At 39.0% G+C, this 25,607-nt stretch carries 23 protein-coding genes and 1 tRNA gene; 11 read left to right on the top strand and 13 right to left on the bottom strand.

What is annotated here, in order from left to right:
• Positions 1-114 precede the first annotated feature (114 nt).
• Both ACTS4L_RS09455 and ACTS4L_RS09450 read left to right on the top strand, forming a co-directional pair.
• The gene (locus ACTS4L_RS09455; protein ID WP_440651975.1) at positions 115-294 is read left to right on the top strand and encodes a hypothetical protein; all 180 of its coding nucleotides are present in this window, start codon (positions 115-117) and stop codon (positions 292-294) included.
• Between the two features lie 165 nt (positions 295-459).
• Positions 460-825, top strand: coding sequence for a methylated-DNA--[protein]-cysteine S-methyltransferase (locus ACTS4L_RS09450; protein ID WP_440617484.1), 366 nt, complete (start codon positions 460-462; stop codon positions 823-825).
• Positions 826-1,053: 228 nt separating this feature from the next.
• On the opposite strand, the gene ACTS4L_RS09445 is transcribed toward ACTS4L_RS09450, so the two are convergent.
• From ACTS4L_RS09445 to ACTS4L_RS09420, 6 genes are all read right to left on the bottom strand, one after another.
• Positions 1,054-2,406 carry an MFS transporter gene (locus ACTS4L_RS09445; protein WP_440617486.1) on the bottom strand — a complete coding sequence of 451 codons (1,353 nt, stop codon included), beginning with the start codon at positions 2,404-2,406 and terminating at the stop codon, positions 1,054-1,056.
• A gap of 18 nt (positions 2,407-2,424) precedes the next feature.
• A complete protein-coding gene (locus tag ACTS4L_RS09440) occupies positions 2,425-3,438 on the bottom strand; it encodes an anion permease (protein ID WP_440617487.1) in 1,014 nt (337 codons plus the stop codon).
• 2 nt (positions 3,439-3,440) lie between these two features.
• A complete protein-coding gene (locus tag ACTS4L_RS09435; RefSeq protein ID WP_440617488.1) occupies positions 3,441-4,088 on the bottom strand; it encodes a DUF47 domain-containing protein in 648 nt (215 codons plus the stop codon).
• A gap of 71 nt (positions 4,089-4,159) precedes the next feature.
• Positions 4,160-5,047: a TIGR01777 family oxidoreductase gene (locus tag ACTS4L_RS09430; protein ID WP_440617489.1), complete on the bottom strand. Its 888-nt coding sequence runs from the start codon at positions 5,045-5,047 to the stop codon at positions 4,160-4,162.
• A gap of 36 nt (positions 5,048-5,083) precedes the next feature.
• Complete coding sequence (locus ACTS4L_RS09425) at positions 5,084-5,905, bottom strand: DUF2797 domain-containing protein (RefSeq protein WP_440617490.1); 822 nt, start codon at positions 5,903-5,905, stop codon at positions 5,084-5,086.
• A gap of 432 nt (positions 5,906-6,337) precedes the next feature.
• A complete protein-coding gene (locus ACTS4L_RS09420; RefSeq protein WP_440617491.1) occupies positions 6,338-7,177 on the bottom strand; it encodes a 7-cyano-7-deazaguanine synthase in 840 nt (279 codons plus the stop codon).
• A 96-nt stretch (positions 7,178-7,273) separates the two neighbouring features.
• Here ACTS4L_RS09420 and ACTS4L_RS09415 point away from each other — a divergent pair, with 96 nt between their 5' ends.
• Positions 7,274-7,750, top strand: coding sequence for a 6-pyruvoyl trahydropterin synthase family protein (locus ACTS4L_RS09415; protein ID WP_440617492.1), 477 nt, complete (start codon positions 7,274-7,276; stop codon positions 7,748-7,750).
• Entirely contained in the window at positions 7,695-8,510 is an 816-nt protein-coding gene (locus ACTS4L_RS09410; RefSeq protein ID WP_440651974.1) for a 7-carboxy-7-deazaguanine synthase QueE, read from the top strand. Before ACTS4L_RS09415 ends, ACTS4L_RS09410 begins: the two co-directional genes overlap by 56 nt.
• Positions 8,511-8,831: 321 nt before the next feature.
• Here the strand turns inward: ACTS4L_RS09410 and putP are convergent, their stop codons facing one another.
• Entirely contained in the window at positions 8,832-10,292 is a 1,461-nt protein-coding gene (putP, locus tag ACTS4L_RS09405) for a sodium/proline symporter PutP (protein WP_440617494.1), read from the bottom strand.
• Between the two features lie 424 nt (positions 10,293-10,716).
• On the opposite strand from putP, the gene ACTS4L_RS09400 reads away from it, so the two are divergent.
• From ACTS4L_RS09400 to ACTS4L_RS09385, 4 genes are all read left to right on the top strand, one after another.
• Positions 10,717-10,791 (top strand) — tRNA-Arg (locus ACTS4L_RS09400).
• A gap of 95 nt (positions 10,792-10,886) precedes the next feature.
• Positions 10,887-11,870, top strand: a complete 984-nt coding sequence (rfaD, locus tag ACTS4L_RS09395) for an ADP-glyceromanno-heptose 6-epimerase (protein WP_440617495.1) — start codon at positions 10,887-10,889, stop codon at positions 11,868-11,870.
• Positions 11,867-13,141: a lipid IV(A) 3-deoxy-D-manno-octulosonic acid transferase gene (gene waaA, locus ACTS4L_RS09390; RefSeq protein ID WP_440617496.1), complete on the top strand. Its 1,275-nt coding sequence runs from the start codon at positions 11,867-11,869 to the stop codon at positions 13,139-13,141. The genes rfaD and waaA overlap by 4 nt, the downstream gene beginning before the upstream one ends.
• Positions 13,135-14,019, top strand: a complete 885-nt coding sequence (locus tag ACTS4L_RS09385; RefSeq protein ID WP_440617497.1) for a polyprenyl synthetase family protein — start codon at positions 13,135-13,137, stop codon at positions 14,017-14,019. Before waaA ends, ACTS4L_RS09385 begins: the two co-directional genes overlap by 7 nt.
• Before the next feature lie 148 nt (positions 14,020-14,167).
• Here ACTS4L_RS09385 and ACTS4L_RS09380 read toward each other — a convergent pair whose 3' ends face one another.
• From ACTS4L_RS09380 to greA, 3 genes are read right to left on the bottom strand one after another with little or no spacing between them, the layout of a single operon-like run.
• Positions 14,168-14,953 carry a helix-turn-helix transcriptional regulator gene (locus tag ACTS4L_RS09380; protein WP_440617498.1) on the bottom strand — a complete coding sequence of 262 codons (786 nt, stop codon included), beginning with the start codon at positions 14,951-14,953 and terminating at the stop codon, positions 14,168-14,170.
• A gap of 58 nt (positions 14,954-15,011) precedes the next feature.
• On the bottom strand, positions 15,012-15,905 hold the full coding sequence (locus tag ACTS4L_RS09375) for a DMT family transporter (protein WP_440617499.1): 894 nt from the start codon (positions 15,903-15,905) through the stop codon (positions 15,012-15,014).
• Positions 15,906-15,921: 16 nt separating this feature from the next.
• The gene (gene greA, locus ACTS4L_RS09370; RefSeq protein WP_440617500.1) at positions 15,922-16,401 is read right to left on the bottom strand and encodes a transcription elongation factor GreA; all 480 of its coding nucleotides are present in this window, start codon (positions 16,399-16,401) and stop codon (positions 15,922-15,924) included.
• Between the two features lie 273 nt (positions 16,402-16,674).
• Here greA and ACTS4L_RS09365 point away from each other — a divergent pair, with 273 nt between their 5' ends.
• Positions 16,675-18,069: a D-alanyl-D-alanine carboxypeptidase family protein gene (locus tag ACTS4L_RS09365; RefSeq protein WP_440617501.1), complete on the top strand. Its 1,395-nt coding sequence runs from the start codon at positions 16,675-16,677 to the stop codon at positions 18,067-18,069.
• A 102-nt stretch (positions 18,070-18,171) separates the two neighbouring features.
• Here the strand turns inward: ACTS4L_RS09365 and ACTS4L_RS09360 are convergent, their stop codons facing one another.
• The gene (locus ACTS4L_RS09360; protein ID WP_440617502.1) at positions 18,172-19,428 is read right to left on the bottom strand and encodes a glutamate-5-semialdehyde dehydrogenase; all 1,257 of its coding nucleotides are present in this window, start codon (positions 19,426-19,428) and stop codon (positions 18,172-18,174) included.
• Positions 19,429-19,454: 26 nt separating this feature from the next.
• A complete protein-coding gene (gene proB, locus ACTS4L_RS09355) occupies positions 19,455-20,540 on the bottom strand; it encodes a glutamate 5-kinase (RefSeq protein WP_440617503.1) in 1,086 nt (361 codons plus the stop codon).
• A gap of 336 nt (positions 20,541-20,876) precedes the next feature.
• Here proB and ACTS4L_RS09350 point away from each other — a divergent pair, with 336 nt between their 5' ends.
• Positions 20,877-22,001, top strand: coding sequence for a CaiB/BaiF CoA transferase family protein (locus tag ACTS4L_RS09350; RefSeq protein WP_440617504.1), 1,125 nt, complete (start codon positions 20,877-20,879; stop codon positions 21,999-22,001).
• 143 nt (positions 22,002-22,144) lie between these two features.
• Positions 22,145-24,415 (top strand): mechanosensitive ion channel family protein, encoded by a 2,271-nt coding sequence (locus ACTS4L_RS09345; RefSeq protein ID WP_440617505.1) that lies wholly within the window; start codon positions 22,145-22,147, stop codon positions 24,413-24,415.
• A 13-nt stretch (positions 24,416-24,428) separates the two neighbouring features.
• Here ACTS4L_RS09345 and ACTS4L_RS09340 read toward each other — a convergent pair whose 3' ends face one another.
• Complete coding sequence (locus ACTS4L_RS09340; RefSeq protein WP_440617506.1) at positions 24,429-25,409, bottom strand: hypothetical protein; 981 nt, start codon at positions 25,407-25,409, stop codon at positions 24,429-24,431.
• Between the last annotated feature and the right edge of the window lie 198 nt (positions 25,410-25,607).

Genomic DNA, 25,607 nt, shown 5'->3' with positions numbered 1-25,607 from the left:
TGATTAAGGAATAGCCTACATGATTTGACCGGCAATTCTAGTTGTCGTGACCGGTAAAGCTAATTGTCATCTAATAATACCCTTTATGTACAAAATAGCCCCCATCATTTCCATGTGGATTGGTCACGACTAACTCAGGTGACTTATGACAATGACAATCAATATCATGAAGGCTGTTTGACATTTATGGATGATGAGGCGATTATCTTCAAAGTTTTTAATCCAAGCGGCGATTTTAATGCTGAGATAATGCATCTATTTGAGAATAACACCACGATTGAATTGGTGTATTAGAGCAGCAAAACTCAATGATCTTGTTTTTATAACTACAAGGAAACATAATACTACGCGGTTTACATGAGGGGATATCGTGTCATAGGGGATAATATATAAATATTTTATGGGAGATCGGCTGCAAAGCAAAAATGGATACTAAAGAAAGTTCCTAAGTTTACCGTTATGGTTAAAGCATTTAAAGTATCTATAGTCATTTTAATACATATTATGCCTCGCAAAAATATTACCGATTTACCATTGCAACTGATAGGAACGCCATTTCAAAAAAATATATGGCAAATGTTGCAGAACATTCCTTTTGGAGGAACAGTAAGTTATCAAGATTTAGCCAACAATGCCAACAGTCCAAAGGCAGCTCGCGCCATAGGCTCAGCCAACGCTAAAAATCCCATTGTTATTATCATACCTTGCCATAGAGTTATTAAATCAGATGGTCAAATTGGTGGATATGCTGGCGGTGTTGCCTGCAAGCGCCAATTGCTTGAGCTGGAAGGGAGTAGTCCATGCAACAAAATCCCTACTTTTTAGGGATATTTTTATCAACTGATATCAACTACAATCTTTGCGTATTCCAATATACGACTCTGCTTGGGGCGAGGGGCAGATCGACACAGTTTAAAAATAAGTATTGAGAAATTGTATCAATTGACCAATATCGTTCCCCTTTTTAGACTGTGTCGGATAATTACTCAAGAGCTTAGAAAGCATCTAAGCGCTTGTAAATTTTAGGCGATAACAACGTCTAAACTTCAGTCATTAACAAATTTTAGGTTTTAACGCTGCTTCATCAAATATTTTTTTGTCAACCTTAAGATAGGCTGCACCCTCTTCTAAACAGACCATTGCCTCTTCAACGCCTGGTAAATTAACAATGCTTTGTTGCAATTCCTTAGCATCGATAGGCTGAGTTTTATTGATACTATATAGTTTAGAGCTTAATTGTTTTGGCTTTTGCATCGTTGCTGCAATGACAATCCACAACACGCCTAACAGACCATTAAAAATAAAAATACCTTGTATACCAAAGTGATGCATTATTAAGCCACCTACTACACCACCAAAAAAGATCCCAAAGAACTGCGCACTAGAGTAAACCCCCATTGCGGTACCTTTGCTGCTAATTGGTGCCATTTTTGAAATAAGCGATGGCAAAGCCGCTTCAAGTAAGGTAAAGCTTGCAAAATATAATACCAATAAAAGACTCATCACAATGACATGATGATCGAACTCATATAATAAAAACTGCATCGCCGTAAGAATGATGATTGCGCCAACAAAAACGGGCTTCATCAAATTTTTAGTCTCAGCAATAATGATAAATGGCACCATAAGCAAGAATGAAATAAATAGCACGGGTAAATAAATAATCCACTGTTTATCAACACTCACGCCAATATAGTCAATTAAAATAACCGGAATAGCGAGAAACAATGCCGTTAGCATCGCATGCAAGCTAAAGATACCATAGTTTAAACGCAATAATTCAGGCTTTTTCAATACACTCTTGATTTGACTAGGTGTCGTTTCAGATCCTTTATGAAAAATAACTTTAGTCGGTGTAGGCACACCATAAACTAGAATAACAATACCAATAGCACCCAAAATAGCTGTCAGCCAAAAAATACCTGATAAACCAATCCATGTATTTAAAATGGGACCTAACACCATCGCCCCAATAAATGATAAACCAATCGTCATGCCAATGACTGACATCGCTTTCATACGATTCTCTTCCTTGGTCGTATCAGCAACTAACGCTGTAAGGGTACTACCTATCGCACCGGCTCCTTGCAAAGCGCGACCAATGATAATACCATAGATCGTATGCGACATCGCAGCAACAATGCTACCAATAATAAATATCACAAGACCAAACAATATAACTGGCTTTCGCCCATACTTATCGGATAACACACCCAAAACGATCTGTAATAACGCTTGCGTTAAGCCATAAATACCCAATGCCACACCAATTAATGTCGGTGTCGCATCAATGATTTTATCAGCATAAAGACTAAATATAGGCAAAATAATAAAAAGACCCAGCATTCTAAAAGCATAAATACTAGCAATACTTAACGTCGATTTCTTTTCTGATTTTAACAACATAGTTAAACCTCGATATGACTAAATATTAACGGATATCCCCAAGTCTCCAAAAAGCACAAAGAGTAATTTATAAGCAATAAAGCTCATGACAATGCAGCATGGTAAGGTTAATAGCCAAGCCGTTGCCATCGTCCGCACCACACGCCAATTCACTCCACCACTTTCAGGATAGCCCGCCCCCATAATTGAGCCTGAAGCGGCTTGCGTGGTACTGACTGGTAATCCTAAATGTGAAGCCCCAAGAATCAATAGACCAGAGCTCATCTCAGCGGCAAAACCATTAGCTGGACCAATCTTAGCAACGCGTGTTGTCAATGTCTTAATAATACGCATACCGCCAGATAAAGTGCCAAGCGCCATGGTTAATGCACACAAACAAATCACCCATACAGGAATATGCGAGACGGTTGAAACCATACCAAAACTAAACAATGCCAGAGTAATAATCGACATCGTTTTTTGTGCATCGTTTGAACCATGGCTTAATGCTAATAGGCTACTAGAGATCACTTGCATCTCACGAATACGTGCATTTGATTTGCGTGGTGTTTTACGCTTACTTAGAATTCTAAATACAATAACAACCAAGATAAGTGCCAAGAAGAATGCTAATATTGGTGATAACACCATCGGCACAATAATTTTACCAACCAAAATCCCATAATGAATGGTATGGACATTACTGGCAGCTATGGCGGCACCAACTAGAGAACCAATCAGCGCATGTGATGAACTCGATGGAATACCAAAATACCAAGTAAACAGATTCCAGCCAATGGCAGCAAATAGCGCCGCTATTAACACTAAATGCGTAATCACATTGGCATCAACCAAACCTTTACTGATCGTTGTTGCTACCGCAGTACCAATAAACGCACCAACGAAATTGAAAATCGCAGCAATAATAATCGCTTGATATGGCGATAGTGACTTTGAAGCAATCGGTGTTGCCACAACATTGGCAACATCATGAAAGCCATTAATAAATTCAAAAAAAAGTGCAATAATGATAATACTAATAAGAACTATCATCGTTAGATTTCCTTGACGTAAATACGCATCACCGAATCACATAAAGTGGCACTGGTATCAACCGCTGATTCTACTGCCTTGAATACTTCCTTTAATTTAATCGTTGTCAATGTGTCATAATCAGCCTTTTTAATCTGATCAATCGCATCACCTAAATCCTCAACCACGTTCTCATCAAGCTCTGTTGCGCGTTGTGAGGCAAGTTTTAACTTGTCACCATCCTTGTCTTTAAAAGCAATCAATAAATCACACAATGATTTTGTGATTTCCTGCAACGTCACAGCACTGCGTATTAAACAATCATCAACCTTACTATCAATCGCATAGATTTGCATTTTTTTGTTGATCTTAATAATGCGTTTAGTCAGTTTCAACATAATGCCAGATAAATGAAAAATATCGCCACGATCAATCGGTGTGATGAATTGCTCATTTAACTCAACAATAATTTTTTTATTGATATCTACCGCATTTTGACGTTGCTGACGCAACTTGGCCATTAGCTCAGTGGCTTTATAAGCATTTTCTTCATTAACGATATCTACTAAGAACGATGCTGAGAAATGCACATTTTGTGCGGCCTCAACAAATAGATCAAAAAAAACTTCCCCGCGTGACGGAATCAACGACTTGATAATTTTTCGCAACATAAGCGCATTTTCTTAAAACCTTTCAGGTATCGCCATGATAATCGTATTGACGTAAAACACAACCTTAAACTTTATTTTAATAAATCTACCAACGCCGTCTCAATATGCGAATACTGAAATACAAACCCTTTTTCTTGCAAATTTTTCGGCGCAATATTATGCGATGATAATAACAGCTCTTTACCCATTTGCCCAAACATTAATCTCACCAACCATTGCGGCAAAATCAAATAACATGGTTTGTTAAGCACTTTGGCTAAAGCTTTTATAAATACTTTCTGGCTACAAACATTGCCTGAAGTGATATTATATTCGCCATCTGTTACGTTATTTTGAATTATAAAAACAAGCGCTTGACACAGGTCATCCATATGCACCCATGACATCATTTGTTGACCATTGCCAATCATTGCACCTAAGCCCTTTTTAGCGGTTGGCAAAAGCTTATTTAGCATACCACCCTTACCAAGCACAACACCAAAACGCACAACGGTTTTGCGACGCAAGCGCGCACGCTGCACAACTGCTTCCCATTGATTGACAATATATTGACAAAAACCGCTATTTGCTTTTGTTCTTTGCACATTATATGTTTCATCTTGTTCTTTCATAGAGAAAGGATAAAAACCAATGGCACTGGCGTTTATTAACCACACATCATGGTCACCAATCAGTTTAATCAGACGTTCTGTTGGTTCAATACGACTATTAACAATTTTCTCTTTAACCGCGCTTGACCAACGTTTTTCACCAATACCAAATCCACATAAGTTAATAACCACATCAAACTGTGTCATTTTTGCCGTCGTGATATCCTGCCACGTAATGCACTCATCAAAGCCATCGATTATTTGCATTTGACGACTTAACAATGACACCCAATAACCTTTTTGCTTAAGATGGCGGACGAGGTTTTGACCAATAAACCCAGAACCACCGGCTATTAATATCTTTAGCATAACACGCTCCTTGCTAATTGTTGTTATTTACCTAAGTTACGCATTCGCTATTAAACGGCATTTATAGCCAGCAAACTTACGCATATTCATTACCCCTGTATCTAAGATAATATATTGCCCTTTGATGCCCAATAGCGTACCTTCAACGAGTGGACTCTTATCAAGGTTATGTGAACTAACTTTCTGCGGATATGAAAGCACAGGATAATGAATATCAATGACTTCATTATTCATCAACTCAATCGCTTGCGTGCCATACTTTGCCTTAAGTGATTCAATAAAATCCTGCTCTGCTAAAAGCACTTCATTTTTTATTGACAATAAATCAATCGCATCAGGTTGCCCTTTTAACATCGTCTGCCAATTGGTTTTATCCGCTAAGTGTTTAGCAAGTCTTGTTTCAATCAGTCCTGATAACAAACGTTCACTGACCTTAATAATCGGTAAAGCTTGTACCGCACCTTGATCAATCCAACGTGCGGGCGTATTCTTCTGACGCGTGATACCGACCTTTGCCTTGGCAGTGTTTGCCAGATAGATATAATGCGGCTTAATGCAGTGCTCACTTCCCCAGCTGCTATCACGGCATGTCCCTTCATGAAAGTGACATAACTCTGGCTTGATAATACAAGTATCGCACTCAGGTAAGCTACGCATGCAAGGGAAACAATAGCCCTGACTAAAGCTTTTTTTGGTCAAGCGACCACAGGCAACACAATTTATCTCATTTAAAAACGTTAGTTTAATTGTTTTACCCAGTAAATCATTCATGTTGATATCCTGCAATTGATAGCACGCATTATTATCACCATCAAGTGAGGTTTTCATTTTTCGCAGATGCAAAGTATATTCAGCCATTCAATACTCTTTTTGTTTTTTTGTTTTTTTGTTTTTAATATTTTACTCAAGCAACTTATCCATCACTTGCACTATCCATCGTTGGCTGAGCGTCAGTCGAAGCCACCTTAGCGTTGACTGAGCATCGTCGAAGCCATTGCAAAACACAAAAGGCATACACCCTTCGACTTCGCCTGAGTAATAAAGAAGTATAAATTAAGACTTAACTACCCCTCACCCGTGCAGCTTAAGCTGCACGACCTCTCCCGCAAGGGAAGAGGTACTAGCGGTTGATAGCTTAATTATATATCATTACTAAAGCACGATAGCTATACCCATTACTCGCACTATCCACCGTTGGCTGAGCATCGTCGAAGCCATTGCAAAACACAAAAGACATACACCCTTTGACTTCGCTCAGGGTACGTTTGCTCAGGATGCGGTGGCTATTATTTAAACTTCTTGCTTTTTAAATTCAGTAAGCGTTTTTTCGACATGCGTTTTCACTGTTTGCCAATTAACAGGACCTAATTCATCAGCATAAACCGCTGGATCTTTTAATCCTAGATTTAAAAATGCTTCAATACGCCCAATGGATGAAGCTGATTTATAATCACTATAAATCGTATTATCATGCTCCACGGGGATATAAGAGGTGAATGTCATTTCATAGACCTCTTCATACTTTAATTCCAATGACTCACAAGCACACATGCCATCGCGTAATACATCAGTCTTGCTGCTATTAATATAAGGCAAATAATACGTCACTTTCTCAGCATCCCAATTCCCTGCGATAAAGGCATCATAATCTTTATCTCGGAATAACTGTCGGCAATCAGGATAGGTTGCATGATCTCCACCATGAACACCCATCGCAATAATCACATCGGTATTTTGCGCCTCAGCAATCGATAGTGCTGCCGCTTGAATGATTGAGCTAAATATCTTATTGCGATTTGGTACAACGGTTAGACGCATATTACGCTCGTGATAATGTCCAGTTGGTACATCCTCGCCACCACTGATAAGTGCTGAATGTAATAATTGCGATAAACCATCTATGCTAATAACATGATGTTTAACCTTGAGCCCTTGCTGCTTTAAGTAATCAGTGAGACTCAATGCCTTCTCTAGCTCTACTTTATGCTTTTGACCATAGTCAAATGAAATCGCTGTCACCTCATAGCCATCAGCAAGTAAACGCAACATCAATGAAGATGAATCCATACCACCTGAAAGCGACAATACTGCATATTTATTTTGTGTATTCTTTTTTATTTCGTCATTCATTCTATTCTCCAAATCATTCCCTAATTTCAACGCAAAAGTTTATAAAACCATTGGCAAGTGGTATAGTGCTGAAAAAATTCAAAGTATCATACCATAATGATTTATCGAGTTGAAAAATATCTTGATGGCTTTTCCACTTGCTTTCGCCAGTGGAATGCCGAACACTCACACTGCCGCTTTTTGCATGGTTATGCCATTTCCTTTCGCTTACATTTTGCTGCCAAATCACTCGATCAGCATAACTGGGTCTGGGACTTTGGCTGGCTAAAAGACAAAAAACACACCATTGACGGCATGACCGCTAAAGAATGGTTTCATTATATGTTTGATCACACCGTTGTTCTGTCACAAAAAGATCCGGCACTTGAGACATTTAAAGCACTCGAGCAACAAGGTTTATTGCAGTTACGAACCTTGCCGTATTTTAGTTGTGAGGGCATTGCCGAGTTTGTATTAAACACCTTAAACCCTTTAGTGCAGAAGCATAGCAATAATCGCGTAACCTTATTTCGTGTTGATGTCATGGAGAATAACAAAAACCTCGGCGCCGTTGAGATTGATTATGCGCATTAATGATTATCATAAAACACTGCCTGTTATTGAGCTTTATCCTTGTTTGCAAGGTGAGGGATCACGTCGCGGACACCCCTCATTTGCGATTCGCACCACGGGTTGTACACATCGTTGCCATTTTGGTGAACATGGTGGTTGGTGTGATACATGGTACTCAAGCATTCACGCGGATAGAGGCAAATTTTGTTTTAACGATATTATCGACATGATCAAAGCCCATCCTGACATCAAAGAAATTATGCTCACCGGAGGTGCGCCAACCATGCATCCGAAACTGATTAATGAAATTATGCATCTGTCACATGAGTATAAGCTATTTGTAACACTAGAAACCGAAGGATCCCATTTTATAAAAACCGATTATCCGATTGATCTTTTGAGCTTATCGCCTAAGTTTACTAACAGTATTCCAAAGCTTGGTATAAAAACACCTAAAGGCACTACTGTTGATCAAAAGCTAATTGATCAACATAATAAATATAGCTTAAATTTGACTGCCATGCGTCAGATGATTGATTATCACCATGATTACCAGTTAAAGCCAGTGTGTGATGGCAGTGATGAGAATCTAGCAGAAATAAAGTATTTGATTAAGGCACTTAATATCCCAAAGCATAAGGTTTATTTAATGCCCGCGGGAAGCACTCGCCAAGAAATGATTAAAGCATATCCCAAGATTATTGATCTAGCCCTTATGCACGGTTTTAACTTCACCGGTCGCGATCATATTATTGCCTTTGATGACAAAATTGGTGTTTAATTACCCCTCAACCCGTTGAGCTTTACTCAACGACCTCTCCCGCAAAGGGAGGTACTAGCGATGGGGTTTATTGATTATCCTAAAGATAGTACCATTAATATATACATCATCATAGATTAATGTCACTACCTTAAGAAGTAGCCTGTAAATAGAGGCTTTGCAACGAACTTAGATCTACCATCCCTGACAAAATAGATTGCCACGCATCCATGCTCGCAATGACATCCTATGACTTGTCATCCGTAAGGCAAGATGGCGCGAGGATCCAGTGCGAAGCTCCCATGGATGGTTAGTGATCCTCCTAAAGGTAGTGCCATTACATTATAGATGATTCAGCATTTGTTGGTGACGTTGATAAATGGCATCATTTGGCGCTTTACTTAATATGCTACCTAAATAGATAGCAATACAGGCAAAGATAAAGCCTGGAAGCAATTCATACAACTCAAAAATGCCACCAAAAGTCTTCAAATAAGGCCAAATAATGACGGTTAATGCACCCACAACGATACCACAAAAAGCACCTGTTAAATTCATACGTTTCCAGAAAAGTGATAGCACAATAATCGGACCAAACGATGCACCCAGTCCTGCCCAAGCATAACCAACAAGATTTAAAATCGAGCTCTTAGGATCAAGTGCCAATAACACCGCAATAATAGCAATAACCGTTACGATTACACGACTAATAATCAGCATTTCATTGGCTTTGGCATTTGGTCGAATAAATTTGTGATAAAAGTCTTCAACCACCGCACTTGACGACGCCAGAAGCTGCGCTGAAGCGGTACTCATCGTTGCGGATAAAACTGCCGCTAATAACACGCCTGCCACCCATGGATTAAATAATGTTTCTGCTAACACAATAAAAACCGTTTCTGGGTTTTTAAGCGTATGTGGTGCGTAATATGCAATACCAAACAGCCCAGTAAATACCGCACCAATGAGCGCCACACACATCCACGTCATACAGATAAATTGTGCTTGCGGAATGGTTTTGGCACTTTTAGTTGCCATAAAGCGTACCAAAATATGCGGCTGACCAAAATAACCTAACCCCCAAGCAAAGAGTGATAATACACCAATAATACTTGTGCCTTTAAATGCATTTAAATACACAGGAGACTGCTGAGAGACTGTATGCAACGCTTCAGATAAACTGCCAATATGCACCCAAACAGTAACTGGCACGATAATTAAGGCAATAAACATCAAAGCACCTTGGAAAAAATCAATCCATGAGATTGCTAAAAAACCACCCACACAGGTGTAAACCAAAATAATCAATGCAGTGATATATAGTCCTGTGGTGTAATCAATTTTAAAGGTTGAGCCAAATAACAAGCCACCGGCAACAAATGCTGATGCGGTATAAAAAGTAAAAAAGATTAAAATCACTAGCGCACTGAGCAGACGCAACAGTCCACTTTTTTCCATAAAGCGATTTTCAAAATACGATGGAATCGTAATTGAATCATTGGCAACTTCAGTGTAAACACGCAAACGCTTAGCGACAAACTGCCAGTTTAAGTAAGCACCCAAAGATAGGCCAAGTGGTAACCAAATCTGGTTTAAACCATTGAGCATCACCGCTCCGGGTAACGCAAGTAAAAGCCATGAGCTCATATCTGAAGCGCCAGCACCTAGAGCGGCAATTGGTCCACTTAATGAACGTCCACCTAACATATAATCATGCAGATTTTTTGTGTAAAAATACGAGCAAATACCTAAGCCCAAAATAATGCTGATATACAGCACAAATACAATAACTAAAACAGTCATCCCCTACCCCTTTTAAATTTTAAACAATATATCGACCAAATAACCTAGAAGTATGAATTCCTTACTTCTACCCCTTGTTTTAATGTTCTTTTACTCTACTGTCTAAGGTTTATTTTTAATATAATTTGCCAAAGACAAACCAACAATGACAACCAACGGCACAAACATAACTACCCACGAACCAAAAGATCCCATAATTCCCTCCAAAAAAGTTAAAGTTTTCTATGCAATAAATTGTATTTTCAACTTATCTACTTACATTTCTGAGATTTATCTACATAAACCAGAGCGAGGATACTCAAAAGTTTTACAAATTGCAAATACCAAGACAAGCTTGCCTCAAGAAAATTAATAGCAGAATAATTTGTGGGTGGCATGTACTTGAATATGCTTACCTTTTCAGGCATTATCACCTTACTTTTACGTCCTGATAGTTCAACGGATAGAATAAGCCCCTCCTAAGGGCTAGATGCAGGTTCGATTCCTGCTCGGGACACCATGCTAACAAGCACCCCTGATTTAATCACAGAAATTACAGCCAACTTGCATTTTTTTTGCTAGAATTGCCGTCGTTTTAATACATGGAGCAAAGCAATGATTATTGTTACAGGTGGCGCCGGATTCATTGGTGCGAATATTATCAAGCAGCTTAACCTACGCGGACATGAAGATATTCTCGTTGTAGACAACCTCAAAGATGGACATAAATTTGTCAATTTAGTTGATTATGAAATTGCAGATTATTGTGATCAAACACCTTTTTTGCAAGCGATTGAGTCTGATTTAGCTTATCACACACCAAACGCTGGCTTGAAACTTAATCCTAATGATATTACTGCAATCATCCATCAAGGGGCATGCTCGGCGACAACTGAGTGGAATGGTCAATATGTGATGGAGAACAATTACGAATACAGTAAGATCCTTTTGCATTTTGCGATGCGCCACAAGATTCCATTTATTTATGCCTCAAGTGCAGCCACTTACGGCAATAACACGACTTTTATTGAAGAGCGTCAATATGAAAAACCCGTGAATGCTTATGGCTACTCTAAGTTTTTATTTGACCAATACGTTCGCAAGTTTTTGCCTCACGCGCAAAGCCAAATTGTTGGCTTAAAATACTTCAATGTTTATGGGCCACATGAGACACATAAAGGTTCAATGGCAAGTGTCGCCTTTCATCATTACAATCAGTTTAAAGCACATAAAAAAGTTAAACTGTTTGATGCCTATGACGGTTTTGCCGCAGGGCAGCAAATGCGTGATTTCATTTATGTTGAAGATGCTGCCAAGGTTAATCTGTGGTTTCTGGATCACCCTCAAATCTCTGGGATCTTTAACTGTGGCACAGGTAAAGCTGAACCTTTTAACAACATTGCTCATGCTGTCATTGATTTTTACAAAGAAGGTCATATCGAATATATCGAGTTTCCAGAGCATCTCAAAGGACATTATCAAAGTTACACTGAAGCCAACCTAGACAAATTGCGTGAAGCCGGTTGCGATGTTAACTTCAGAGATGTCAAAACAGGTGTTACTGATTACTTACAATGGCTTGAAAAGCACAAGATATGATATACAGACTTATTCTTTTTATTTACAGCCTATTATTTTGTTTAGGTTTACCCTTTATCAGTATCAAAAAATTAATTCGTAGTCGCAAAAATAAAGGCTATCGCCAAAGAGTGCGTGAGCGCTTTGGCTTTACACCCTTTAAGGTAAATGAAAGTATTTGGATTCACTCTGTTTCCATGGGTGAGAGTATTGCCATTGCACCTTTAGTGAAAAAACTCGCCTTAAGCTACCCACATCAAACTTTTGTGGTCACGACCATGACGCCAACAGGAAGTGCTCAGGTGCAAAAGCTCTATAAAGACTTTAGCAATATCAAACACAGCTATATCCCCTATGATATCCCTTGTTTGTTAAGGCGCTTTATTAAACGCACTAATCCTAAACTCTGCATTATCATGGAGACAGAGATTTGGCCTAACTTACTTGCAGAGTGCGAAAAACACCATATTCCAAGTATTTTGATCAATGCACGTTTATCACAAAAATCAGCCACAGGTTACGCCAAGATTGGCTTTATTATGCGTCACATGCTCAAACAAATCAGTCATATCAGCGCGCAATCTGATGATGATGCAATGCGTTTTATAGCGCTTGGCATGCCCAAAGATAAAATAACTGTTGATGGCAATATCAAATATGACTTTCCGATTGCTGATAATCTTCTTGAAAATGCCCAAAGGTTACGTCAACGTTTTGCAAAGCAGCATATCTGGATTGCTGCAAGTACGCATCAAGGTGAAGATGAGATTATTCTTGAAACGCATCGCAAGTTATTACAAACAACACCTGATGTGCTATTGATTTTAGTGCCAAGGCATCCTGAGCGCTTTGATCAAGTCGCTGAATTAATTAAAGCACACAAGTTTAACTACAGTCGCAGAAGTCAAGATCAATATGACCGTAATAATGATGTCTACCTTGGAGACACCATGGGCGAGCTGATGCTGTTATATGCAGCAAGTGATATTGCTTTTGTTGGTGGTAGTTTTGTCAATAATGGTGGGCATAATATGCTCGAGCCCGCGGCTCTTGCTAAACCTATTTTATCTGGTCCATCGGTTTTTAATTTCGCTTTAGTTGCCGAAAAGCTACAAGTCACGCAAGCTTTAACTCTAGTCAGCAACAGCGATGAATTAGTTCAGCAATTACAAATGCTTTTTGATAACCCACAAATTGCCAAAGCTCAAGGCAATGCGGCATTAACGGTTTTCCAACAAAACAAAGGCGCACTTAACAAACAGCTCTCAATCATTAAAGGTTTTTTATGCTAAGTAAATTCACACAAATAAAGGATGATTTTGAAGACTTTGCCAAGGACTATTTCTTAGCACAATCCATTCAAAGCTCACGCCTAAAAGAAGCAATGGCATATAGCTTTCTTAATGGTGGCAAGCGTATTCGTGCTATATTAAGCTTTCTAAGTGGCACCTGTTTTAATTGTAATCCTGACAACATCAAGTATATTGCTTTAGCCCTAGAGGCAATTCACGCCTACTCATTGATTCATGATGACCTACCGGCAATGGATGATGATGATTTGCGTCGTGGCAAACCGACATGCCATATTCAATTTGATGAAGCCACTGCAATTTTAGCAGGTGATGCGCTGCAGACACTCGCATTTCAGGCTTTGAGTGAACTCAAAAATATCAATATTACGCAATTACAAAAAGCACTTCACCTGTTAGCAACACACGCAGGCAGCCAAGGTATGGTGGATGGACAACAGTTAGATATTGATGCTGAGGGTCAAACACAAGATATTGAAAGCATTGAAACAATACATCGCTTAAAAACCGGTAAGCTCCTAACTGCTGCTGTTGTTTTACCTTTTGTAACTTCGCCTTATTACACCGATCAAGTCATTGAAAATCATCTTATGGCATTTAGTCAACGTATTGGCTTAGCCTTTCAAGTCAAAGACGATTTGCTTGAAGTAACTTCTGACACAGCGACTTTAGGCAAAAACAACCTAAGTGACGCTAAACTTAACAAATCAACCTATCCCTCTTTACTAGGGATTGAGAAAACGCAAAAATTACTGGATGAGTTATTTGCCCAATCCATGGCGCATTTGCAACAAGTCAAAGGGCACGATACGACGTCATTAGCTCAGCTTGCCGAGTATATTATTAGGCGCACGCATTAGTTATCTATTAAACACCACCTATTACCTCGCCCCTTGAGGGAGAGGTCGTGCAGCTTAAGCTGCACGGGTGAGGGGATAATTGAAACCCAATTTATTCCTCATTGATTGTGTTATGCCACGACTTCCACTTACGCTCAGTCAGCATCCTTTACTCTATATAGCTCGTAATAATCCGCGCTAAACTAATCAGTTGATTCTTATTCTGACAATTAAGCTTCTCACACAAACTCGCAATACTCCCCTGTACCGATCGATAGGAACGCCCAGCATGCATTGCAATCTCTTTAGCGGTGGCACCGGTGGCGATAAAGCGCAGATACTCGACATTTAAATCTGTCAGTTTCAAGCGCTGCTGTAAATCATCAGGCAAGCGTACAATCTCAGGCATAACCGCACTATCATTAAAGTCTTTAATCTCGATCAATGTATGAAATCGCACCACACTCATCAATAAATCAATACAATCTGTTAGGCACTGATAAAGCTTAGTTTTATCTTCAAATGTTAGCTGATTAAAGTAATCGGCATTGATATCAAAGGAAAAATGATCCGTATACTGGTGATAACATTTCACAATATACAGCACCATATTGTGCACATCTTTAGTGATAAGCTTATGCTTCATCTGATCACTGATTAACTCATCATAGGTAAACACTTTAAACACATTGGTCTGCTTAGGAATAATCGATGGGTCATAACGCCATAAACCAAGCTCAAGATAGGGCTTAATCAACGCTTTAGTAAAGCTTGTAATCATCGCATATTGATTTGTCTCAAAACGCCGCACCCACGTTAAGGTGCTTATCGTATCCTCACGAATAATATCTAAAATTTGCGTGATAATCGATGCATTACTCATACTATCATAAAGCATGGCTTTAAGATCTGATTCTTGTATCTTCAATAATGACGAAATGGCATGTTTTTTCATAAACTGAAATTCATTTTCAGTGGCAGTGAAATTAAGTATAGCGCATTGGAAACTAATGTCAGCTTGCTTTTACGCGACTTTGGCGCTTAAACAGGCTTAATATTGGCTCAACAGCAATAGATAATAAAATCAATAAGCAAGCAAATACCATATTGATACTAATATGATCGCCCATAATAATCACACCCAACAAACTACCAAATAATGGCACTAGATAATTCGATAAAGAGCAAAACCCAGCACCCGCACGTTTAATTAAACTCACATAAAGGACATAAACCAACCCCGAACAAAATACACCTAATATAATTGAGGCGATAAAGGGATATAAGGCAAAGCGCATACCTTGCAATGATCCATTACCAAAATTGATGCCAAGCATAATGATTGTACCGATAATAAATGCATCACGTGATAGCAAAAATGAGTCTTCATTGGGTAGACTTCTGATAATGATTAACGCACCTGCAAAAGATAACGCTCCAAGCATAATCGCTAACTGCGGCAATAACGCGCTTGATAAACCGGATGCCAGTAAATCAGGCGCAAATAAAACCAATAAACCGATAAAGCCAATGAGCATACCCATAAATTTGGCTGCTGTCGCACGCTCAACACGTGTTAATAACACTAAGATGATAGTAAAAAATGGAATAGTACCCATTAAAATCGATGCCATACTGCCTGAGATATACTGCTGCCCCCACATCACCAAAGTAAATGGAATGACGACTTCAAACACACCAATTGCTGCAACTTTAGACCATGTTTTAAAGTCTCTTTTATAGCGCTTTCTTTTAGCAACCAAACAAAAGACAATCAAAAAAACAGCGGCATAAAATGTTCTTAGTAAAGCAAGCTGCTCAGGCGTGTAACTGACTAAAGAGAAGTCAATTAAAACAAACTGACTACCCCAGATAATACCGATAAATAAAAGTAAGATATAATTCATTATTAACGATTACACCTTATCGATATTCTACCGTCACGATTTCATAATCAACCACACCAGAAGGAGTTGCGATACTCGCTTCATCACCCTCTTCTTTGCCAATGAGTCCACGCGCTAGTGGTGAGCTTAATGAGATCTTATTGCTCTTGATATCCGCCTCATCCTCACCGACGATTTGATAAGTCATCTCTTCATCGGTGTCGACATTTAACAAGGTAACCGTCGCACCGAAGATTACCTTGCCACTATTGCTCATACTCGCAACATCAATCACTTGCGCATTACCCAACTTTGCTTCAAGCTCTTGAATACGCCCCTCGATAAAACTCTGCTGCTCACGTGCGGCATGATACTCGGCATTTTCTTTTAAATCTCCATGCTCGCGCGCTTCAGAGATTGCCGCAATCACTTTGGGACGCTGAACACTTTTTAGATCTTGTAACTCTGCTTTTAACGCCGCTTCACCGGCAACAGTCATTGGAATTCGTACTGCCATTTTTTATCCTTAATGTTTTTAGATTTTTTGGTCTTTTTGACCTTTATTTTAAATTTAAATAATAAAAAACGCCCAGCATGCGACATGCTAGGCATCATTAAAAACTTTTCACACACTGAGATGCATTATACCGAAGCGTACTTTGTTTGCAATTTCAGATTTATATTGCAATAGAAGTTTCGCCGTATTTATGTTTAAAAGACTTTTCAGATCAGTATAATAACTGCATTGAAATGTCATATAAGTTTAAACATCAACATAACAGGTAATAACATGGTTACGATTAAAAAAATCTCTTTAATTACAGCGTCTTCTATCGCTTTATTAGGTACTCAATTTACTTTTGCGCAAGATACAGTAACAAAGGCAGTAACAGCAGAAAAAACAAAAACGACACAAGTAGCACAAGCCACAACACAAAATGAACCCAATACTTATGGTGCGACTTCAGTTAATTATATGGGTGTACCACTTAATGCGTATGGCGCAGTATCGTCAAGTGCCAATGTACCCCTAGAAGTGCAAGTGCCAAAAGCACCTGCAAACTTAGTATTACCAAAGATTACACCGGCAACTAAAGTTTGGCATAATCAAGTAGTCACGCCACCGATGCTAAACGTTAAAAGCTATATGCTCATAGATGCTAAAACAGGCAATGTACTGGCTGAAAAAAATGCCAACATGCGCATTGCGCCTGCCTCGTTAACTAAAATGATGTTGCTTTATATCGTTGAGCAAAAGCTAGCAGCTGGCAGTATTAAGCTTGATCAAAAAGTAAAAGTCCCTGCTATTGCTTGGCATACCGCAGGCTCAAGCATGCACTTAAAAGCAGGACAAGAAGTTACGATTCAAGAACTACTTGAAGGAACCATTGTCGCCTCAGGTAATGATGCTGCAGTCACCTTAGCGGTGACACTGGCCGGTACGCAAGAAGGTTTTGTCAACATTATGAACTTTACCGCGAAGAAGTTAGGTATGACTAACACGCATTTTAGTGATGTTATGGGTTTGCCCGCACCTAATTTGTACACTACAGCACGTGATTTATCTGTTCTTGCGCAACACATTATTTACGACTATCCGCAGAGCTATCACTACTACAAGATGCCGAGTGTCAGCATGAATGGTTTTGTTACCCGCAATTACAATAAATTATTGGATATTTATCCTTATGCTGATGGCATCAAAACAGGCTCAACGGACTCTGCGGGTTACTCACTTGTTTCCTCTGCCGTTAAGCCAGATCATGATCGCTTAATTGCAATTGTTATCGGATCAACCAGTCTTTTGCAAAGTGCGCGTGATAGCCAAACGTTACTAGAATATGGTTTTTCTAATTTCCAGACTAAAACCTTTTATCCAGCAAACTACGCCTTAGGTAATATCCGCATTTACAAAGGTGAAAGTGATACGGTGGATATTGGCGTACAAAAGCCCCTAGCGATCAGCTTCCCAAGTTATATCGATGCCAAGGATATTCAGTTTGTGCTACACAAAAATCCTAAAGGGCTTGTTGCACCTGTGGCAGCTGGCACTGAAGCAGGTTCTGTTGACATGGTCTACAAAGGCAAAACCATTGAAACATTCCCGGTCGTTGCGTTAAAAGATGATGCAACCGGTTCATTATGGCAACGTATCAAAGGCACTGTTGCCTTGTGGTTTGCTTAAGCTTACCCACTTCGACTGATGCTCAGTGCATCGCTTCGACTTACGCCTAGGGTACGATAAGCACTTGTGCAAATATTTAGTCTTAGCCTCCCTTTCTATCCTTTAAACACGCACACTGCCATTACTCATCACCTGATATTTAAAAGTGGTTAATTGTTTGATGCCAACAGGTCCCCGGGCGTGGAGCTTGCCTGTTGAGATTCCAATCTCAGCGCCCATGCCAAATTCTCCACCATCTGAGAACTGTGTTGAAGTATTGTGCATCACCACGGCACTATCGACATTCTGCATGAAAAATTGCGCAGCTGTTTGATCTTCCGTTAAAATCGCATCGGTGTGATGTGAGCCGTAATGATTAATATGCATAGTCGCTACAGTAACGTCATCAACATACTTGATTGACACAATACTATCTAAATACTCTGTTGACCAATCCGCTTCTACTGCTTCTTCATATTGCGAGAACTGCTGCCATAAATCCTGATCAAGACGCAGCGCGCAACCTGCTTTATTAAGTGCAGTTAATAGTGCTTCAATATGTGTTGTTGGCAGTTGTCGATCCAATAAAATCGTCTCTGTTGCAGCACAAATGCCTGGGCGACGCATCTTGGCATTGACACACACATTAACTACTTTGCTCAAATCTACAGCATGATGGACATAAGTGTGACAGATACCATCTAAATGCTTAAATAAAGGCACTTTACTATGCTTTGTAAGATACTCGATTAGTGCACGTCCTCCGCGTGGTACAACCACATCAAGATATTGATCTTGAGATACCAGATACTCAATCGCTTCTCTGTCTTGAGTTGGCAACATTTGCACCGCATCACTGGTAATCTCTGACTTTGCCAATCCCATCTGTATTGCGCTCATAATTGCTTGATTGGAATGAAAACTCTCACTGCCGCCTCTTAAAATTGCTGCATTGCCCGATTTTAAACACAAACCAGTTGCATCAATCGTGACATTCGGACGTGATTCATAAATGACTGCAATGACACCCAGTGGCACACTAACTGCTTTGATATCAAGCCCTGTTGGTCTTTGGATATGTGACAATATACAGTTAAGAGGATCGGGTTGTTTGGCAATCTCACGTAAACCATTACTCATTGCGACAATACGCTCATGTGTTAACAATAAGCGATCAAGCATGGCTTTACTTAAGCCTTTTGCCGTTGCATTTTCAATATCCTTGTCATTACCTTTTAGAATATTATCGGCATTATTCACGATCTCATCGGCGATTAATAACAATGCCTGATTACGCATATCATTAGTGCTTGATGCCAAACGGTATGTTGCCTGCTTGGCTTGTTTACATAATGTTTCTATCGCATGATATTTATTCATTTCTTGCTACCCTCTAAAATTCACTCTCAAACCAGCACCATATTATTGCGGTGAACAATTACTTTTGTCTCTGACGTATAGCTTTTATCTAATAGTACCTGCTTTAATATTTCAGCATGCAACATTGCTACACCAACTGCCATCGTATTGCCTTGTTCATCTTTTATCGTAACCACATCATCGACTTTAAAATTACCCACACACTCCATCACACCCACACTTAACAAACTCTTGCCTAAACGCAGTGCACGTATTGCCCCCTCATTAATGATAAGACTACCGCTATGTTTAACGTGATTTGCTAGCCAGCGCTTTTTGGCACTTTGATCAATCTTTCGCGCCTTAAACAGCGTAAAACGTCTATCTTTTTGCAAGCTTGTTAATGGCTTGAGTGCCTTGCCATTACAAATTAGCATATTACAACCATTATTAACCGCAATCTCAGCAGCTAGAATTTTAGTGATCATACCACCTGAGCTAATCTTAGTATGACTCTCTCCCGCCATTGCCTTAATCTCATCACTAATCAAATCAACTTCAGTGATGAATTGCGCGGTTTTATTTATATTCGGATTGGCAGTATATAACCCATCGATATCTGAAAATAAAATCAACAAATCAGCATTAACGGTTTGCGCAACACGTGCCGCTAAACGATCATTATCACCATAGCTAATCTCAGTCGTTGCCACCGTATCATTCTCATTAATAATTGGAATCACGCGAAATTTAAGCAGCGTTTCCAAGGTGTTTTGCGCATTGACATAGCGTTGACGGGTTTCAATATCGTCAATACTCAACAACACCTGCGCACTGTTGATGCCAAAGGCTATAAACTGTGATTGATAAACTTGTGAGAGCTTAATTTGCCCAATGGCAGATGCTGCTTGTTTTTCTGCTAAGGTACACTTACGCCCCATGCAGTTAAGCACCTTGCGACCCAATGCCACGGCACCCGATGACACAATAATTATCTCAATGTCTTGTTTATAGAGCACCTGAATATCAGCAATCAAACTTTCAAGCCACTTTATTTTAATTTCATACTGATCATCAACTAACAGCGATGATCCGATTTTAATCACAATGCGTTTATAATCACTTAGGTTCATAGATAATAAGCTCTTGCGCTCTTAAGTTGCTAAGGTATTCTTACTTAGGCAATATTTATGTTAAAAGAATGCTTATTATTCTGCCACGGCTTAGAGATTTTACCTAAACCAATTTGCCGTCATTTTTGTTGGCGCAATGTTCGTTGCAGGGATTGAAACCGTTTGACATCAATTAGTTGCTCCGAACTATTACAGCAAAATTAGCATGGGTCAGGCGATTGCTAATCATATCTAAAAAGATTTAGTATTTATTTACAGTAACAAATACCTGCAAATCAAAATTTTTTATCTATACTCAAACTTGTCAAAATCAAATACAAGAACAAGGAGTTTGTGATGAAACCATTTGACGGATTATTAATCGCTGATTTTACCCATGTACTATCAGGACCATTTTGTACCATGCTATTATGTGATCTAGGCGCACGGGTAATCAAGATTGAACGCCCAGAAGTCGGTGAAGACTCACGCCAATTTGGCCCCTTTATTGATGGTATTTCAATGTATTTTGAAACGGTTAATCGAGGTAAGGAAAGTATTGGCGTTAATCTTAAAGACCCCAACGATTTAGCACTTGTTAAAAATATTATCAAACAAGCTGATATTGTTGTTGAGAATTTCCGCCCTGGCACCATGGCAAAACTTGGACTTGACTACACTTCGCTGTGCAAACTCAACCCAAAAGTGATTTTTGCCTCCATCTCAGGTTTTGGTCAGTCTGGCTCAATGTCACAGCTGCCTGCCTATGATGAGCTGATTCAAGCAATGAGTGGCTTTATGAGTGTGACAGGTGAGCCAGATGGACCTCCAATTAAAGCAGGTCCTTCAGTTTCTGATATGCTCGCAGGTGTGTATTGTTTTTCTGCCATTGCCACAGCGCTTTATCAACGTGAGAAAACAGGCAAAGGGTGCCAAATCGATATTGCCATGTTTGATGCGATGTTGTCATTTTTAGAAAGTGATGTTGTCTCTGATAAAATGTTGCATAAAATCCCAAGCCGGATTGGTAACAAACACCCCAATATCTCCCCTTTTAGCACATTCAAATGTAAAGATGATGATATTGTAATTTGCGCGGCAACCGATAAGCTGTTTGCTAGTGCTTGTGATGTCATGGGGCTTGAGCAACTGAAAAATGACCCCAAATGCAAAACCAATAAAGATCGTTTAGCACATAATGACCTGATTAAAGCTACCTTTGAAAAATCATTAGGTAATGACACTGTTGCTAACTGGTATGATAAATTCGTCAAGGCAGGTGTCCCCGCAGGACCAATTAATAATGTTAATCAAGCACTTGATCTTAAAGTTGTTAAAGAACGTGATATGATTGTCAAAGCTGGAAAATATCAGCTACCAGGATGTCCATTAAAATTCTCAACGAATATAGAAACCGGCACAAGAAAGGAGGCGCCTAAAGTAGATGCTGACGGTGCTAAAATTAAAAAAGAATTTAAATAATCGCTTTCATCATGCTGCTAACTAATACACTATCCTTCCGCCTTTGGCGTATACTTTCTTTTTGCTTCTCTTTTGTACTGATATTTGTTTGTTTTTCGCACTTGTCATCTGCGCAAGCCCAAAGCAGAGAGCATCAAACCATTATGGCAGCACACTATGATACTTTACTTACAAGTTTTAATACTGATTTACATATCACACAAACGCTTTTACAAGATATCCACATTAGAATTTATCAACCGGATATTAGCCAAAGACAATATGCATTTTTTGCTAAACAACTAGACTTCGTTCTTGAGAAATTTCATCAATACCAAATACAACTCGTCAGTGAAAGGCATAAAATAAGCCATGAACTCACTTATTTTGAAGAAACCAGTCAACCTGGCTCTATTCATGATTTAAGTAATGGCATAGCATTATTTAAACGCGTCCACGACGGCATCAACAAACTCAAACAGGCAGAACAAGAAGCGCAAGCCATTATAAAATCCACCAATCATCTTCTTTTGAAGCTCTCAGATCACGAACGCTTAATTGATGATATTAAAGAGCTGCGTCCCACACCATTTCTCATCTCACCCCATTCATTTATGACATCATTTAAAGAGCTCAAGGCTTATTTCACTCATACAAACTTTGAAAAACATCCACTTTTTTTGCCAACGAGCAAGCAAATTCTATCCGCTGTCTTATTGTTGTTATTACTGCTGATCAATATAACATACCGTCGACATTTACAAGCTAGACTAAGTCTTTATCTACGCCATTATGTCTATCGATATATTTATTTGCGCGTATTTTCTGTTTACTTTAACGAAATCAGTTATTTACTCAGTCGCAGCATTTTTCCTGCATGTTTGCTTTATCTCATTTATTGCGCCATTTTTATTGATCAAGATCCATTAAATATTATTAATCTCATGGTTAATGCTTTTGTGCTAAGTCTGATTTTTTATGTGTTATTTAGCACTGCAATCAAGAGCTTACTGCACCTTAACCGATCTCAAAATAAACAAAGTCACCGATATGTTCGCCCTTTAGCATTTGTCAGCTCAATGATTATTTTCATAGAACACATCAATCCCATTGCTTTTGGATTTAATATCGAGCCCTTCTTAATTGATTATGCCTATGCACGCGTCCTCTGTATGCTTATCCTTGGCATTATTCAGCTTATCCTACTGATGAAGTTATATCTTCTTTACGCTAGAACACATCATTTTCATTCAAGCCGTTATGGTTTGTTCGTATTGCATCTTCTTATTGTGCTTTATGGCTTATATGTGATTATGGTGTTAATAGGCTTTGGTAATCTAGCATCCATCGGTTTTTATAAATTATTACAAACTTTATGGGTGCTATATATTGCCCATCAACTAACACGTTTGATCGCTTTTTTACTAATCCCTCTAAGCGCCCTTAAGCTTCAGCATATCACCCCACGCAAAAAACATACCAAAGCGCATGCCATCGTTGTCTATCACTGGTTAAAGCTCATAGGTACTATTATCAGCTCTATGTCTGCTATACTTCTTATTACCTTATTGTGGGGTGTTGAAGCCAATGAGTTAAATGCTATGATTGTTTATCTTTTTACCACACCTTTTCCAATCAGTGATAATCAAATCTTTACAGTCATGCACATTGTCAACTCTCTGACTATTTTCATTACTTGCTATGCGGCTTTATTGATTATCAAGCTTATGATTCAGCGCCTGATTATCCATTATTTAACGATTGAAGCGGGCACGAAATATGCGCTTGATAAATGCATTAATTATCTGGTATTTATTTTTGCAATCGTCATTTTGATCTATGCAATGGGGGTGAGCACACATGCGCTCACCTTCATTATTAGCGGTCTATCCATCGGCATTGGCTTTGCCTTACAAGATGTGATTAAAAACTTTTTCTCAGGGTTTATTTTACTGATTGAACGCCCTATTAAAGTCGGTGATATGGTGCATAGTGGCAATGATCTTGGGTTTGTCAAGCACATTAATATTCGCACGACCATTATCGAAACATTTGATAAAAACACATTGGTCATCCCCAACAGCCTACTGATTAATAATAAATTGAGCAATGAAACCGTCAATCCTTTAAGTCGCGCTAGCATAAGCATTGGCGTTGGCTATAACAGCGATCCTGCACAAGTCAAAGATATCCTGCTACAAATCGCTGAAAATAACGCCTACGTCTTTGATGACCCTAAGCCATCGGTTAAATTTAATGATTTTGGTGATTCAGCACTTATTTTTGTACTTAAAGCCTTTGTTAATAAGCTAGAGCAAAGTAAAGCTGAAGATAGTTTGCGACATGAAATTTTTGCCGCATTTAAAACCCATAATATTGATATTCCTTTTCCACAATTGGACATTCAGTTTAAAAATATGCGACGATCTTCTTAAAGTACTCCCTGATCTACCCTGCCCAAAATCCAAGCTTATTTAAAGTGTCAATCATTGCTGTCACCACCCTTTTAATCACTGGATTTTTATAGGATTCACTATTGACCAATAAGTATGTAGTGAACGGTTTACTTGATATTTCAGGCAAAACATTGATTAGTGTTTGTCCATCTGCTTTGACTACAGACTCTGGAATTAAACTTACGCCATAACCTAGTTTTGTTAACTTGTGCTGCATAATTACTGCATCACAACCGATACTCTGCTCAAAGGTTAAAGCATGTTCCTTTTGTTCCTTTTTCCCCTTTTGTTCCTTTTTCCCCTTTTGCCCCTTTTTCTCCTCCTGCAACAACCACGATTTGCTTGGCAATAAATTATTATAAATACAAATATGTTTTCTTAAATCCTGTGGATCATTAATTGTTGCATGCTCTTCAAGATACTGTGCACTAGCGTAGAGCTTATGTGTTGTTTGTAAGCGCATTTTAACAATCCATTCATCATCATTAATCAAATGAATAAGTGCATCATGTATAAAGATCACATCAAATTGATCAAAGAGTGACTTCGAGACTGAACCAAAATTAAGCATCTGGTAATAGGTATAACTGGTCATCTCAATGGAAATATCAGGACTTGTTGCCAACAGTGACTTCAGACATTCATCAATAAAGAAGTAATATATGCCAATATTATTAAAAAAGCGCACTTGCAGCTTCTGTGTTTCTTGCTTTTTAACCAGTTGTGAAAAGCTTCGATCCATATGCTCCACCATCGCTTGTAATCTTGGCACTAACTCAGCCCCATAAGTAGTGAGTTCAACACGTCCACTTTTTGTTGTAATTATCGTATTTTTTAAATGGAATTCCAAACGCTGAATACGTCGTGAGATGGTTGTACGGTGCTCACCTTTAGCATCTGATAAACCGGCAATTGAGCCTATTTTAATGACATCCAATAAGGTGATTACATCAGTAAAAAAATCGGTATACATAACATTCCTTCGCTACTAACAAGTCAATTAACTTGTTCTCAACTATAGCCCAAAACGTTTATAAGTAAAGAACAAACGCTATCCCACCTGTCCTCTGTCTTCTGTTTTCTGTCTTCTGTCCTCTGTCCTCTGTCCTCTGTCCTCTGTCCTCTGTCCTCTGTCCTCTGTCCTCTGTCCTCTGTCCTCTGTCCTCTGTCC

This window comes from Cysteiniphilum sp. 19S12-1, from assembly GCF_052030685.1.
Taxonomy (GTDB): Bacteria; Pseudomonadota; Gammaproteobacteria; order Francisellales; family Francisellaceae; genus Caedibacter.
Note: the sequence above shows the minus strand (reverse complement) of the source record. Positions and strands in the feature narration are given on the sequence as shown.